Origin of the sequence: Chitinophaga fulva (genome assembly GCF_012927205.1) — a bacterium.
GTDB classification, from domain to species: Bacteria; Bacteroidota; Bacteroidia; order Chitinophagales; family Chitinophagaceae; genus Chitinophaga; species Chitinophaga fulva.
The window spans coordinates 113,431-126,322 of record NZ_JABBGC010000002.1; the positions used below are offsets into that span (position 1 = coordinate 113,431).

Below are 12,892 nucleotides of genomic sequence, written 5' to 3' on the forward strand. Positions count from 1 at the left end.
CGGGCACCTACGAAAGTGCCCGTCAGTAAATTATCCTTTTGTTTAATTACTATTTCACTTAGCGAAAATATTGCAAGGAACTACCGGCCTGGATATTTAATATTGTTAGGATATCTAATTACAATAGTCGAGGTATATATTTATCAACCAGAAAAACCACTGTAAGCCAATCATCTCCCTTTAGTTGTAATTGCCAGTTCCGGTGTCATCCACCGGTGTGGCCGGCTATTGCCGCTGCTCAACCGTCTTTTTTGAATGTGACTGAAACAAAGAACGATCAAATTTAACCTGATAACTTTTTAACTATGAAACAGTTTTCCACGGTGAATCTTAAAATGATGGCGTTACGCCAGAAAATCATTTATGCCACTTTATTCCTGCTGATAGGGATATTAACGCAGGCCCACGCCGCATCATCCGGTCTGCTTATGGACGTGCGAGGCAAGGTGTTGGAAGAGAATGGTGTTGGAGTGCCTGGCGTCAGCATTAAAGTGAAAAACGCCGACAAGGCGACAACAACAGACGGGGACGGCAACTTTGTACTCAAAGGCCTGTCTAACGATGCTGTGCTGATTGTTTCCTATATAGGCTATGTTACGCAGGAAGTGCCGGTCACGGCGGATATGGTGATCAGGCTTGTTCCACACGTGAAGAAGATAGATGAAGTGGTGGTAGTGGGTTATGGAACGACGAAGAAATCGGACCTGACCGGCGCAGTTGGTACGGTTAAAGCAGAAACGCTCCAGGAGCGGCCTGCATCTTCGTTGAATCAGAGCTTATCGGGCCGTGTGGCCGGGGTGAACGTATCGTCCAACTCCGGCAGGCCGGGCGGTCGTACCAACATCCGCATCCGCGGCTCCAGCTCATTGAGCGTGTCTAATAATCCATTGTATGTAATTGACGGGGTGATATTGAACCCGGTAGATCTGCGGAACGGCAGTACCCCCATCGATTATATCAACCCCAATGACATCGCTTCCATAGAAGTGCTGAAGGACGCATCTTCCACAGCCATCTATGGCGCGCGTGGCGCCAATGGCGTTATCCTTGTGACCACAAAAAGAGGCAACGCAGGCGGCGGAAAGGTGACCTACGACCCGGATTTCAGCATCGGCGTGCTACCCAGGAAACTGGAGTTGCTGAATGCGAAAGAGTTCCTGGCGGTAGAAGACCTGGCTTATGCCAACGCGCAGAAATATGATCCTGTCGGTTGGGCTACCGGAACAAAATATACCGATCCCAAAACGAAACGCACCAATCCCAAGTTATTCGATTCACAGGGAAATCCGCTGTACGATACTGACTGGCAGGATGAAAGCTTTCAAAAAGCGTTTACACAAAACCACCAGCTGGGCTTTACCGATGGTGATGAGAAAAGAAGCATCGGCGCATTTTTGAACTATCGCAGCCAGGAAGGGCTGGCACGGGGTTCCTGGCAGGACAGGTATGCCGGCCGTCTGGTATTCGACAGCAAAATAAAAGACTGGCTGAAAGTCGGTGGTACCCTGAGTTACACCGATCAGCGGGAAAAACAGGTCGATCAGCTGGACGGCGGCGGCATCACCATGATGCGCCAGGTACTGGAAGCACTGCCTATCATCCCGGTGAAATATGCTGACGGCACCTGGGCCAGCAACAGGGACTATCCGGGCATGGAAGGCGGGGACAACCCGCTGCGTGTAGCCGCCGACAGGATATCTATCCTGCATACGCAAACCTTCCTGGGTAATATGTACGCCAATATCCAACTGGCTCCCGGGCTGGAATTAAAATCAACCCTGGGTACCAACATCATCAACCAGCGGGAAGACTATTTTGCAGCGAAAGGCATGCAATATATTTCTGATAACGGAAATGCTGCTGTCAACAACAACCGGTACAACTCATGGCAGTTTGAGAACTACCTGACCTATAGCAGGGAGTTTGCCAAAGTACATTCCCTGAATGCCATGGCTGGTGTGTCCTGGCAACATATCGACCGTTTTGAGAACCAGGCCAATACGGAAGGGTTCAACGATTCTTACTATAAATACAATAATCTTGGTGCAGGCTCCAGTCCACAGCCGCCCTCTTCCGTAGCCACGGCCAATGGACTGAACTCCTATTTCGGCCGTGTCAACTATGGCTATCGTAACAGGTATTTAGTCACCTTCACCGGCCGTATGGATGGTTCTTCCAAATTCGGCAGGGACAACCAGTTTGCTTTCTTCCCATCCGCAGCGCTTGCCTGGAGGGTAACGGAAGAGAACTTCATGAAGAGCATCCCGGTTATTTCAAACCTGAAACTCCGTGCCAGCTACGGCGCTACCGGTAACTCTGAAATTCCGGCCTACAGAGCGCTGGCAGGGTTAGGCAACTATACCGTGGTCTTTGGCGGTACACGCAACTCCGGTGTGGGTATTGACCGTATCGCCAACCCCGGATTACAATGGGAAAAAACAAAGCAGATCGATTTTGGTATGGAGCTGGGATTGTTTGCCAACCGGCTGAACCTGGAACTGGACCTGTACCGCAGAAGGGTAGACGGTATGCTGCTGGATGCGCCTTTGCCGTATACCACTGGTCGTGATAAGATTTTCTCCAACGTGGGAAGTATGGAAAACAGGGGGTTTGAGTTTGCCATCAATGCTACCAACATCAAAACAGATAATTTCTCCTGGAGCACCACCTTCAACATTTCTGTCAATAAAAACAAAGTGCTGGCGCTGGCCAATGGAGACATCTATTCCGGTAATGGCATTATCCGTGTAGGCGAGCCCGTAGGTTCTTTCTTTGGAAGACAGAGCCTGGGAACATGGGGCACCAAAGAAGCAGACGAGGCGAAGAAATACAATATGCTGCCGGGTGACATCAAATACAAAGACATCAACAACGACGGTATCATCAATGACCTGGACAGGGTCATCATCGGAAAAGGTATTCCCGACGGATATGGCACTTTCCTGAACACCTTCCAGTACAAGGCATGGTCACTGACCGTTGACCTGCAGTTTATGTACGGCAACGATGTTCTTGACAGAAGCATCCACTCCGCTGAAGACAGACAAGGTATTGCCAATAGTTACAAGACCGTGCTGAACGCGTGGACGGAAGCCAATCAGAATACGCCTATCGCACAGATACGCCCCATCAATGCGTATTACACTACCAACAACGACAGCCATAAAGTAACAGACGGATCGTTTATCCGTGGCCGTAACCTGTTGCTGGGATATACGTTCCCCTCCAAAACCGTGTCTGCCATGAAACTCAGCCGCCTGCGGGTATATGCTTCCGTGCAGAACTTTTTCCTGGTCACCAAATTTAAAGGATATGATCCTGAAGTGTCCAACTCCAGTTCTCCTTTCGACCAGGGGCTGACTTTGTACGATTATCCGAAACCAAGGGTGTTTATGCTGGGATTGAACGTGGGATTATAGTATTGTGTAATTTTTTAATTAGAAATCATGAAAGCAACAATAATAAAATATGGACTGCTGGTATTAACAACAGGTACCTTATGGTTGACCGGTTGCCGGAAATTTCTGGATGAATCAGATCCCAGCAATTATACTGAAGACAGCTATTTTACAAAACCGGAACACGCCCGGGCGTCTGTGAATGCTATCTACGCTGCCCTGCGTGACCCGATGAGCGGCGATTTTGGCGGCGCCGCCTGGACGATGACCGAATTTGCCACCGGTCAGGCCGCCACGGATTTGGGACAGGCGGTGAACAGCTATTACATCAAAGACCTGCACAATACAGCTGATAACGGCTATGGGGAAAATTACTGGCGGAACTATTACAAAGGCATCACCAATGCTAATCTTTCCATCGCCAAGATTCCCAAAATCAATATGGACCAGACCGAGCTCAAAAGGCTGCTGGGCGAAGCACATTTTATGCGGGCATGGTACTACTTTAATTTAGTGCAGCTATTTGCCAACATTCCGCTGGTGACGGAACCGGTGGATTTAAAATCTGACCAGATACGTCCTAAACAGGCGCCTACAGAAGAGGTTTATAAGTTGATCGTAGATGACCTGATAACAGCCGAGAATGCAGGCCTGCCCTGGGTAGATGCCAGCGGCAAAGCCTCGCTGGGCGCCGTGAAATCATTGCTGGCAAAAGTGTATCTCACCATGGCCGGATACCCGTTGCAGAAAGGCAATGCATACTACGATCTGGCCGCCAAAAAAGCAGAGGAAGTATTGGACTCAAAACAATACAAATTGTTCGATACTTATTATGACCTGCACAATCCGGCAAAGAAAAATGTGGAAGAGAACATTTTCATGATCCAGTATAAAACACAGGTCATCCCCGGAAGCTGGCAATCGCTGATCATTCCCTACAATAAAAACATCTCCGCTTACTCTGCCGAAACCGGCGGTATTTATGCTACAGAGGCTTTTGTAAAATCATATGATCCGGCGGACTTAAGAGTAAAAGAAGGACAGTTCTTTTTTACGGAATTCACCAATCAGGACGACAGAAGCAAGAAAGTGGCGCTGGGCGGCTATTTCCTGTATAAGCTGTTTGACGTGACAGCGCAGACTTCCACGGCCAACAGCGATCTTAACTGGTCATTGATCCGTTATGCTGATATTCTGTTAGTGTATGCGGAAGCATCCAACGAAGTAGGCGGGCCGGGCGCAAAAGCCTATGATGCGGTCAACCAGATCAGGACGAGGGCAACGCTGCCGGCTTTGTCCGGGTTGACGAAAGAACAGTTCCGCGAGGCCGTATGGCGCGAACGCTGGTATGAGCTGTGCTTTGAAAACGTTACCTGGTTTGATATGGCGCGCTTACGGAAAGCATTTAACCTGACCACGAAAGGATTTGATAACTACGTTGGGCATAAGTTTTCTTATGGCCCGGTGCTGACCGAAAGAGAGCTGTTGTTCCCGATACCCAGTACAGAGTTGAGGAACAATCCTAACCTCGTACCAACAAAGGGATACTAAAATTTTTATGTTTTAACCCCATCGCCTTCCGGGAAGATGCGACTTCCGGTGGGCAACAGGCTTGTAAGTATCGAACTTATAAGCCTGTTTTTTTCGTTTAAATGCTGGCATACGATTCATCCACCCTTTTCAGGAGCTGGATAACTATCCTCTTTCTGACAACAGAATACAGCAGACGGATTATCAATTTGTTGTGTTCCTTATTTTAATCTAGCTGCGTTTTGTTCGCACCCGCACTAACAGAAGTACTATATTAACGATCGTATATATACCCCTAAGTCCCTGACTCCCTTAACCCTTTTTTCATGTCCCAAAATTTCCAAATTACGTTTTATGAAAACAAGCAAACTGTTTAACCTCCCATCATGTGCAGTGTTCATGGCGGTTGTCTTATTTTATAGCTTCATCGGCGCGGGCTGTCGTAAAAACAATCAGACAGACGATGTGCTGTCGAAAGACAAAAGCAAGAATGGCCTGCTGCTGTCAGGCCGGGAATTTGACCTTGTCCCGGATGCCTACGGCTATTTGGTCGTGAATAATGCCAATAACTACTATCAACCAGGGGATATACTGAATCTGGTAGGCAATTTCACCAGTATCAATTTCTCTAATTTCAGTGGTTCTTCTGCTGCTCCGATTATTATCCGGAATGGCTCATCTGCTGCGACGACCATTGGTAATCCTTCCTGGAACGGTGGTTCCTGGGCAGAGGGAATTATATTTGACAACTGTCACTATATCAAAGTCGGTGGCCGCAACAGTAAATCAGATTTTGTTATCAACGGTTCCTCTCAACCCTTGCGGGAGGCATATTTCGACCTGGTGCTGCGGAATCATACCGACAACATTGAAGTCACCAATCTGACGATCAACAACGGCGGTACCGGCATCTGGGCCAAAACAGATCCTTCATTGACTGACACCGCCAGCTGGTATCCCAACTCTACCATGAACAACCTGCGTATCCACGATATCACTATCAGCGGTACACTGAACGAGTCCATGTACATCGGTCATACCGCCACCTACTGGAACCTGAGCACCAATCAGCCTAAATATGATACGCTGTTTACACCCGGCCAGATCTACGTGCAGCCGATCAAGTGGTACAACGTCAAAATCTATAACAACTATGTAACCGGCTCCGGTGCTGATGGCATCCAGACATCAGCCATCGATCTGCTGGAAGTGTATAACAATGAAGTCACCAATTGGGGGCTGCAACAAAATTTTGGTCATAACGGCGGTATCCTCATCGGTGGCCGTACTACCAACACCAATACGCATGACAACTACGTTCATGACGGATGGGGCGAGATGTGCCAGTTTTACGGTGCCGGCGGTGGCTATCATATTATCCATAACAACCTGTTCAGGGATAATCAGACAGAAAACAGCGGTATCAGCATGAGAGGCACAGACAATGCCATTGTACAAATTACCAATAATACCATCGCCAAGTCCGGAGGCTCCCTGCTGCGTATCAATGGCTATACCGGTCAGACAGGTGCACAGATCGTGAATGCAAACGCCTTTATCCAGCCGAGAACGGGTGGTACTGGCGTCATTTATCCTTCTGCCTATATCTATCTGGAAAACGGCGGTGCTGCTACGGAAGGTACCGGGGCTAATGCCAACACACGTTTCCTGACAGTGGCTGCAGCCAATGTGGATGTCAACAATTATTATCTGCCTAATCCGGGATCTCCGATGGGCGCATCAGGCTACAGGAAAATACCCTGATCATTTGCCTGAATAATAATGGGAGAGGGGATAAATAAAAAGGGGATTGCTGTTAATCTGATATTACACCATGAAGCTGAACTATAAAAAAGGCCGCACTGTGCGGCCTTTTTTATATTAATTATTTTTCTCCATTCAGCTGGTGCATCGTTTGTACAACAAAGCTGTAATGTTCCTCCACAGGAACTTTCCCTCTGTGAACGGTATTAATGTCTTTACCTTCTTTCGTCCAGAGCATGGGGTAGAAACTAAAGACTTCATTGCCGTCGAGCGTGGATACTTCCTGTTGCCAGTCTTTCCAGCGAAGGTTATGATAGAATTCTGCTAAATCCCCTTCAAAACAAAACAGCAGAAATTCGGTATAGGTCAGATCGAGTGGTTCCCATGCTAAAGCAGATGGGTCGAAGTAGTACGTCTTACCCATGTCTTTACCGAGGCCGCCGCCGTTAATCGCGAAAAAACCACCGGCAGCGTCGTCTGCCACTAAGATAAAGCCTGTGTTGCCCTCGGGGAACAGTGTTTTACCAGCGTTCCAGGTCTGGAGCGTCCTGTTTAGTTTAGTGTGCCCCGAGCCTAAAATCCTTATCCAGCCATGATCTACCAGTATGCCGCCACTGTTGAAAATGATGGCGCCCATAGGGGAACGGGTGGTCACCTGTGCTTCGTACAAGGTTTCCCTGGCTTTGTTTTCCGTAACAGGCAGGACTTCTACCTTATTGGTGGCACTGTCGATCCAGGAGGTAACATGTTCCCAACCGGGTTCTTTGGTGTTGATCAATTCTTCCAATGGTCTTTTGGGAGCCTGCGCAGCGACGTTGGTGGCAAACAAGCAGGCAACACCGAGCAATTGTAATGGGTGGTTCAAACGATGATCATTCATAATAGCGCGAAAAAATCTGTTCTGCGCAAAGTAAATGAATCCGGTTTATAGTCTGGGATTATTTTCTTTCATGCGGAATAATACCACCACACCTGACAGGAAGGTAATGATGCCTGCAATATGCACGGCCCATACCAGTCCGAGGAAGTTGGCCACAATACCCGCCATCAGCGCGCCTGCTGCGTAACCAATGTCCCGCCAGAAACGATAAACGCCCAGTGATGATGCCCGCCAGGAGGGATGTGCCGCATCGCTGACGGCCGCCAGCAGCGCGGGATACACCATTGCTGTGCCAATGCCCAGCAGTACAGAACCTGCCAGCCCGGATGTGAGCGGGGGAAAGAATGCCAGTCCGATGACCACATGTCCCAATGCCTGTACAAACATGCCCCATACGATCAGCGGCTTGCGGCCAATCTTATCGGCCAGCGGCCCGGTGATGACCTGCCCTAAGCCCCACACGAACGGATATACGGCTTTTATCCAGCCAACGCCTTCCAGGCCAACGCCGGCAGATATGAATAACAAAGGGAAGACGCCCCAGGACATGCCGTCGTTCAGGTTATTGATCAGCCCTGCCTGTGAAACGGCAAAGAGGTTCCTGTTCTTAATGGACGTTTCCCGGAACACCCATAACAAATCGGGTTTGTGAAACTTCTCTCCCGGCAGGTTTTGTTGTGCTACCAGGGCGGATTCCAGGCGGGCATGCTGCCGCGTGTCCCTGATCACCAGTATGGATAATATCAGTCCGGCGATGGTGTAAAAAATACCGATATAAAAAGGCGCTGGTCTTAGTCCGTAGTGTGCTGCGAGATACCCTGTGAGCAAGGCTGTCAGCCCCACTGCGCCATAACCGGCTGCTTCGTTCAGGCCCATGGCCAGTCCACGTTTTTTCGGGCCTACGAGGTCTATTTTCATGTTGACCGTCATAGACCAGGCCAGTCCCTGACTGACGCCCAACAGCACATTGGCCACAATGATCCAGTTCCACGACGGTCCCCAGGCCAGTAGGAAAGGTACCGGCAGCCCTACGAGCCAGCCGGCAATGAGTACGCGCTTCCGGGTGTATTTGTCGGCCAGCACGCCGGAAACAAGATTGGTAAATGCTTTCACCACCCCAAAAGCGATGATAAAGGAAAACACCACGATGTCTGACCCGATCTTAAATTCTTCTGTGCCCACCAGTGGTACCACTGTCCGTTCAAGGCCCACCATCCCGCCTACCAGTATGTTGACCAGCACCAGCAGGGTGAACTGTTGCCAGTTTTCCTTTAATCCTAATTTGATGTCCATGATGATCCTACGGTGATTGTTATGGGTATAATCCGTCACTAAACCGCAAAGATATTAAATGCACTCGTCTATTCAATAAATTTATTGAATAGACGAGTGGGGCTATCATGGAAGCGATAGTACCGTCTTTAATTAATCCTTTATTTTTGTTGGGTAGCACCAGTACCTGATCATCAGTACCACCGGTATTTCCAAAGCTATCCAGGAATATATATCCCAGATACCATCGCCTACCAGCGCCGCAATCAGTCCGGAGAGGGTAAGAACAGCTATTAGTATCGGTTTAAGCCATAACCTGGAAAAATTATTCATTTTCTGCTGCGATTTTTTCCAGTCTGTTCCATTGTAATCTGGCGGCATTCCTGCGCTCAAACCACAAATACAGACCAGTAATAAGAATAACGATAGTAGCGAAGTCAAACAACGCCCAGATGATTTTCAGCGGCATACCGCCATAGTCGCCGAAATGCAGCGGCTCCGACAGGAACAGCGTGTTTACATACCATGGCATCTTCCGGAGGTCGGTCAGTTTGCCGGTCTGTGCATCCACCAATGCAGGTGTCAGCAGCCGGGAAGTAAGGGCTGTATTCCCTTTCATGAACACGGCATAGTGGTGTTTGCTGGAGAACATCGTGCCCGGATAGGTGATGATACGCGGCTCCATATCCGGCGCTGCGGCTTGTGCCACTACCATGGCGCTGTCCAGCGAGGCCAGTTTGCCCTGATAGGGCTGCTGGTGCGCATAAGGTGCTACCATCTCTTTCAGCTGTCCCTGCTGCCACATGAACAACACCACATCAGACATCGTGTTAATGATACCGGTAAATCCTACTACGCTGGCCCATGCAAGGGTAACGATCCCCAGCAGGTTGTGCGTGTCCAGCCATTGCAGCCGCCTGGACTTGTATTTGCGTACCATGCCGAAATCATACTTCTTCATGATACGGCCATACAACACGATACCGGAAATAATGGCCACCATGAAAAGGATGCCCATCAGCCCAAGAAACAACTTGCCGCCGATGCCCAGGAATATATTGGTATGGACCTTCAATATCACGGCCATAACGCCGTCTGTGGAGGGTTTGCTCAGCACTTCGCCGGTGTACAGGTTCAGCATGGCATACTTGCTCTGCTCCGGCGGGGCATCTGGTTTGGGCGCCAGGTCAAAGATCACCTTGTTACGGTCTTCTTCGTCCCAGAAAACATAACGGATATGATTGCCGGGATACTGTGCGGAAGCGGCAACTGCCAGAGAATCGAGCGACAATGGCTGCGCGCCTGGTGGAATGTCGGCCACCACCTGTTTTTCCAGTACTTTGTCCAGCTCTTCGTGAAAGATGAGCGGCAAGCCGGTTACACACAGCATCAGCAGGAACAGGGTACAGATAAGGCTGCTCCATTTATGCCAGTTGAACCATCGTTTAGCGGTTTTGATATCCATGAAGTATTAATTGTCCAATTTGAAGAAGCCGGAAATAAGCGCTCCACCATGAATAGGGATATGAGTTGCAAAAATGCAAATCGGATCAACGCTGCTGGTAACGAGATTGGGAAAATAATTTATCCAATCGGGAAATTTAGGTATCTTGAAAACGGATTGATCACCCGAAAACCGCAACAGTACCAGATCTCGTCTTGTGCCGCATTTTGTCGTTTTTTTCCAAACAGGCAACATCACCCTTTATATATTTTTGCAAAAACACTTCTATCCATGACAGCAAACAAATTAAAACACGAACAGGTACAGTACCTGGAGTTTCTTACGAAAGACATTGAGCGCGCTAAAGAGTTTTATCATAAGAGTTTTGGCTGGAAGTTCGTCGGTTATGGTCCGGACTATACGGCATTCGGAGGAGATTATGTAGATGGTGGCTTCACTACGGGGGAACCGGTAAAAGGCTCGGTGCTGGTGGTGCTGTATTTCGATGACCTGGAGGCGACCAAAGCAAAGGTGATAGCGGCAGGAGGGAAGATCGTAAAAGATGTCTTCAGCTTTCCCGGCGGCCAGCGGTTCCACTTCCAGGACCCCGACGGATATGAACTGGCGGTCTGGGCCACGGTGTAATAGCAGTAAACTAATTGAAAAGGTTGTAAGTCAGAAGCTTACAACCTTTTTTGTTGATGGAAGCGGTTTTTATATCTTCATCCACAGATCGGTACATTTCCCCGTTTCATCGACACTCATGAAAAATAACCCTGCTGCTTCCCTTAATTTGTATATGTTATCCTGGAAAGCCCCTCAAATCTGTATTCACATCGTCTGTTGCTTGTTGTTTATGATATTCCCGTTGTTGTTCATGTCTAACGGGAAGGGGTATACCGAACTGATAGCGCCTGCCACACACTACAGTTATTGGCTGTTCTGCAGCTGTTACATCTGCCTGTTCTATTTCAATCGCTATTACCTGATGCCCGGATTCTTTATTCCGGGCAGATATGGTGGTTATGCAGCCATGGCCGTGGCGCTGTGTACGGGTATCTTTTTCCTGCAACCGTTTGACCGGCTCCTGCGGCAGAAATGGGCGGTGCCGCCGGAAGGAGCGGAGTGGGTATATGTGCCGCCGGTCATCGATATCACCAGCCTCTTTATCTTCTTTATGATCATGGCGCTGGGCGCGGCCATTACCACTACGCGCCGCTGGCAACTGACGGAGCAACGCGCGCTCACAGCAGAGCGGGAGAAGATCAGGGCGGAGCTGTCTTTCCTGAAAGCACAGGTACATCCGCATTTTCTGTATAATACGCTCAACAATATTTATACCCTTGCGCTGACAAAAAATAATTACACTGCGGACAGTATTCTGCGCTTATCGAATATTATGCGTTACATTACGGACGACGTGATCGCTGACTATGTGCCGCTTCCGCAGGAAGAGGCCTGTATCCGTGATTACATCGCCCTGCAACAGCTTCGTCTTCGGCCGGGAACGGTGGATTACCAGGTCTCCGGGGAGATGGAACATAAGCTGATAAGCCCGCTGATACTGATGACGTTCGTGGAAAATGTGTTTAAGTACGGCATCAGTAAACATCTGCCGGTACCGGTTACTATCCGCCTGAGCATTAAGGACCATCAGATTGATTTTTTTTGCTGTAACCGTATCTTCCGGGAACCCGCGCCGGTCAACAGCTGCGGGGTGGGCATTGCCAATACGAGGCAACGGCTGGCATTACTGTATCCACAAAAACATGTACTGGATATAACTACAGATAACAACCTATATACCGTCAGACTGACATTACTGACAGATTAACCCGTACGAACCATTTACTTCATTCACCTATATGAAGATTAGAGCCATCGCTATAGATGATGAACCGCTTGCACTGGAGCTGATCAGGAACTACACCGCGCAGTTCCCCGCTTTACAGCTATTGCAGACTTTCGACGACGCGCTTTCAGGCGCTGAATTCCTCCGTTGCCGTCCGGTAGATCTGCTGTTCATCGATATCAATATGCCTGATATCACCGGCATCGACCTGGTCCGTTCACTGGAAGAAAAGCCCATGGTCATTTTCACGACGGCGCATAAACGATTTGCCCATGAGGGGTTTGAACTGGAGGCGCTGGACTACCTGCTGAAGCCTATCAGCATGGAGCGGTTTTCAAGGACCATGCAGAAAACGATGATGCAGTACCACTACAAACAGGCTGCTGTAGCGCCGCGGGAGCCGGAGTCCTTTTTCGTATATGCGGAATACAAACAGGTGAGGATATGGCTGGACGAAGTAGAGTATATAGAAAGCCTGGAAGATTATATCCGCATCCATCTGTTAAACGGCCGCCCCGTGCTTACGCTGATGCCACTGAAGAAAGTGCTGGAGAAGCTGCCGCATGACCGCTTCCGGCGTATCCACCGCAGTTATATCGTGGCTGTGCGCAGTATCTGTGCCATTGCCTACCGAAAGGTACTGTTGCATTCCGGTACCACCTTGCCTGTCAGCAGCACCTATGCTGAGGATATCCGGGAGTGGAGTGGTAAATGATACATCGGTACATCACTCGCTTTTACCGATACCTGCT

General features: G+C 49.1%; 10 protein-coding genes. 6 read left to right on the forward strand and 4 right to left on the reverse strand.

The features are described 5' to 3' along the window. Window positions 1-305 precede the first annotated feature (305 nt). From HHL17_RS17190 to HHL17_RS17200, 3 genes are all read left to right on the forward strand, one after another. Complete coding sequence (locus tag HHL17_RS17190; RefSeq protein ID WP_169226074.1) at window positions 306-3,419, forward strand: SusC/RagA family TonB-linked outer membrane protein; 3,114 nt, start codon at window positions 306-308, stop codon at window positions 3,417-3,419. 27 nt (window positions 3,420-3,446) lie between these two features. Continuing rightward, complete coding sequence (locus tag HHL17_RS17195) at window positions 3,447-4,949, forward strand: RagB/SusD family nutrient uptake outer membrane protein (protein WP_169226075.1); 1,503 nt, start codon at window positions 3,447-3,449, stop codon at window positions 4,947-4,949. Between the two features lie 333 nt (window positions 4,950-5,282). After that, window positions 5,283-6,692 carry a right-handed parallel beta-helix repeat-containing protein gene (locus HHL17_RS17200; protein WP_169226076.1) on the forward strand — a complete coding sequence of 470 codons (1,410 nt, stop codon included), beginning with the start codon at window positions 5,283-5,285 and terminating at the stop codon, window positions 6,690-6,692. A 121-nt stretch (window positions 6,693-6,813) separates the two neighbouring features. Here HHL17_RS17200 and HHL17_RS17205 read toward each other — a convergent pair whose 3' ends face one another. The 4 genes from HHL17_RS17205 to HHL17_RS17220 form a co-directional block, all read right to left on the reverse strand. Then, on the reverse strand, window positions 6,814-7,557 hold the full coding sequence (locus HHL17_RS17205; protein WP_206156066.1) for a DUF2625 domain-containing protein: 744 nt from the start codon (window positions 7,555-7,557) through the stop codon (window positions 6,814-6,816). 60 nt (window positions 7,558-7,617) lie between these two features. Next, a complete protein-coding gene (locus tag HHL17_RS17210; protein ID WP_206156067.1) occupies window positions 7,618-8,865 on the reverse strand; it encodes an MFS transporter in 1,248 nt (415 codons plus the stop codon). A gap of 132 nt (window positions 8,866-8,997) precedes the next feature. Next, window positions 8,998-9,177: a hypothetical protein gene (locus tag HHL17_RS17215; protein WP_169226078.1), complete on the reverse strand. Its 180-nt coding sequence runs from the start codon at window positions 9,175-9,177 to the stop codon at window positions 8,998-9,000. Continuing rightward, on the reverse strand, window positions 9,170-10,309 hold the full coding sequence (locus HHL17_RS17220) for a PepSY-associated TM helix domain-containing protein (protein ID WP_169226079.1): 1,140 nt from the start codon (window positions 10,307-10,309) through the stop codon (window positions 9,170-9,172). The genes HHL17_RS17215 and HHL17_RS17220 overlap by 8 nt, the downstream gene beginning before the upstream one ends. Before the next feature lie 270 nt (window positions 10,310-10,579). Here HHL17_RS17220 and HHL17_RS17225 point away from each other — a divergent pair, with 270 nt between their 5' ends. The 3 genes from HHL17_RS17225 (at window position 10,580) to HHL17_RS17235 (ending at window position 12,855) form a co-directional block, all read left to right on the forward strand. Continuing rightward, the gene (locus HHL17_RS17225; RefSeq protein WP_169226080.1) at window positions 10,580-10,933 is read left to right on the forward strand and encodes a VOC family protein; all 354 of its coding nucleotides are present in this window, start codon (window positions 10,580-10,582) and stop codon (window positions 10,931-10,933) included. A 232-nt stretch (window positions 10,934-11,165) separates the two neighbouring features. Further along, window positions 11,166-12,122 carry a sensor histidine kinase gene (locus HHL17_RS17230; RefSeq protein ID WP_169226081.1) on the forward strand — a complete coding sequence of 319 codons (957 nt, stop codon included), beginning with the start codon at window positions 11,166-11,168 and terminating at the stop codon, window positions 12,120-12,122. 31 nt (window positions 12,123-12,153) lie between these two features. After that, a complete protein-coding gene (locus tag HHL17_RS17235) occupies window positions 12,154-12,855 on the forward strand; it encodes a LytR/AlgR family response regulator transcription factor (RefSeq protein WP_169226082.1) in 702 nt (233 codons plus the stop codon). Window positions 12,856-12,892: the final 37 nt, after the last annotated feature.

Bases quoted from the DNA above. Each gene is read 5' to 3' on its own strand.
- HHL17_RS17190 (WP_169226074.1), top strand. From the start codon at position 306: ATGAAACAGTTTTCCACGGTGAATCTTAAAATGATGGCGTTACGCCAG.
- HHL17_RS17230 (WP_169226081.1), top strand. From the start codon at position 11,166: ATGTCTAACGGGAAGGGGTATACCGAACTGATAGCGCCTGCCACACAC.
- HHL17_RS17235 (WP_169226082.1), top strand. From the start codon at position 12,154: ATGAAGATTAGAGCCATCGCTATAGATGATGAACCGCTTGCACTGGAG.
- HHL17_RS17200 (WP_169226076.1), top strand. From the start codon at position 5,283: ATGAAAACAAGCAAACTGTTTAACCTCCCATCATGTGCAGTGTTCATG.
- HHL17_RS17225 (WP_169226080.1), top strand. From the start codon at position 10,580: ATGACAGCAAACAAATTAAAACACGAACAGGTACAGTACCTGGAGTTT.
- HHL17_RS17220 (WP_169226079.1), bottom strand. From the start codon at position 10,309: ATGGATATCAAAACCGCTAAACGATGGTTCAACTGGCATAAATGGAGC.
- HHL17_RS17210 (WP_206156067.1), bottom strand. From the start codon at position 8,865: ATGGACATCAAATTAGGATTAAAGGAAAACTGGCAACAGTTCACCCTG.
- HHL17_RS17215 (WP_169226078.1), bottom strand. From the start codon at position 9,177: ATGAATAATTTTTCCAGGTTATGGCTTAAACCGATACTAATAGCTGTT.
- HHL17_RS17195 (WP_169226075.1), top strand. From the start codon at position 3,447: ATGAAAGCAACAATAATAAAATATGGACTGCTGGTATTAACAACAGGT.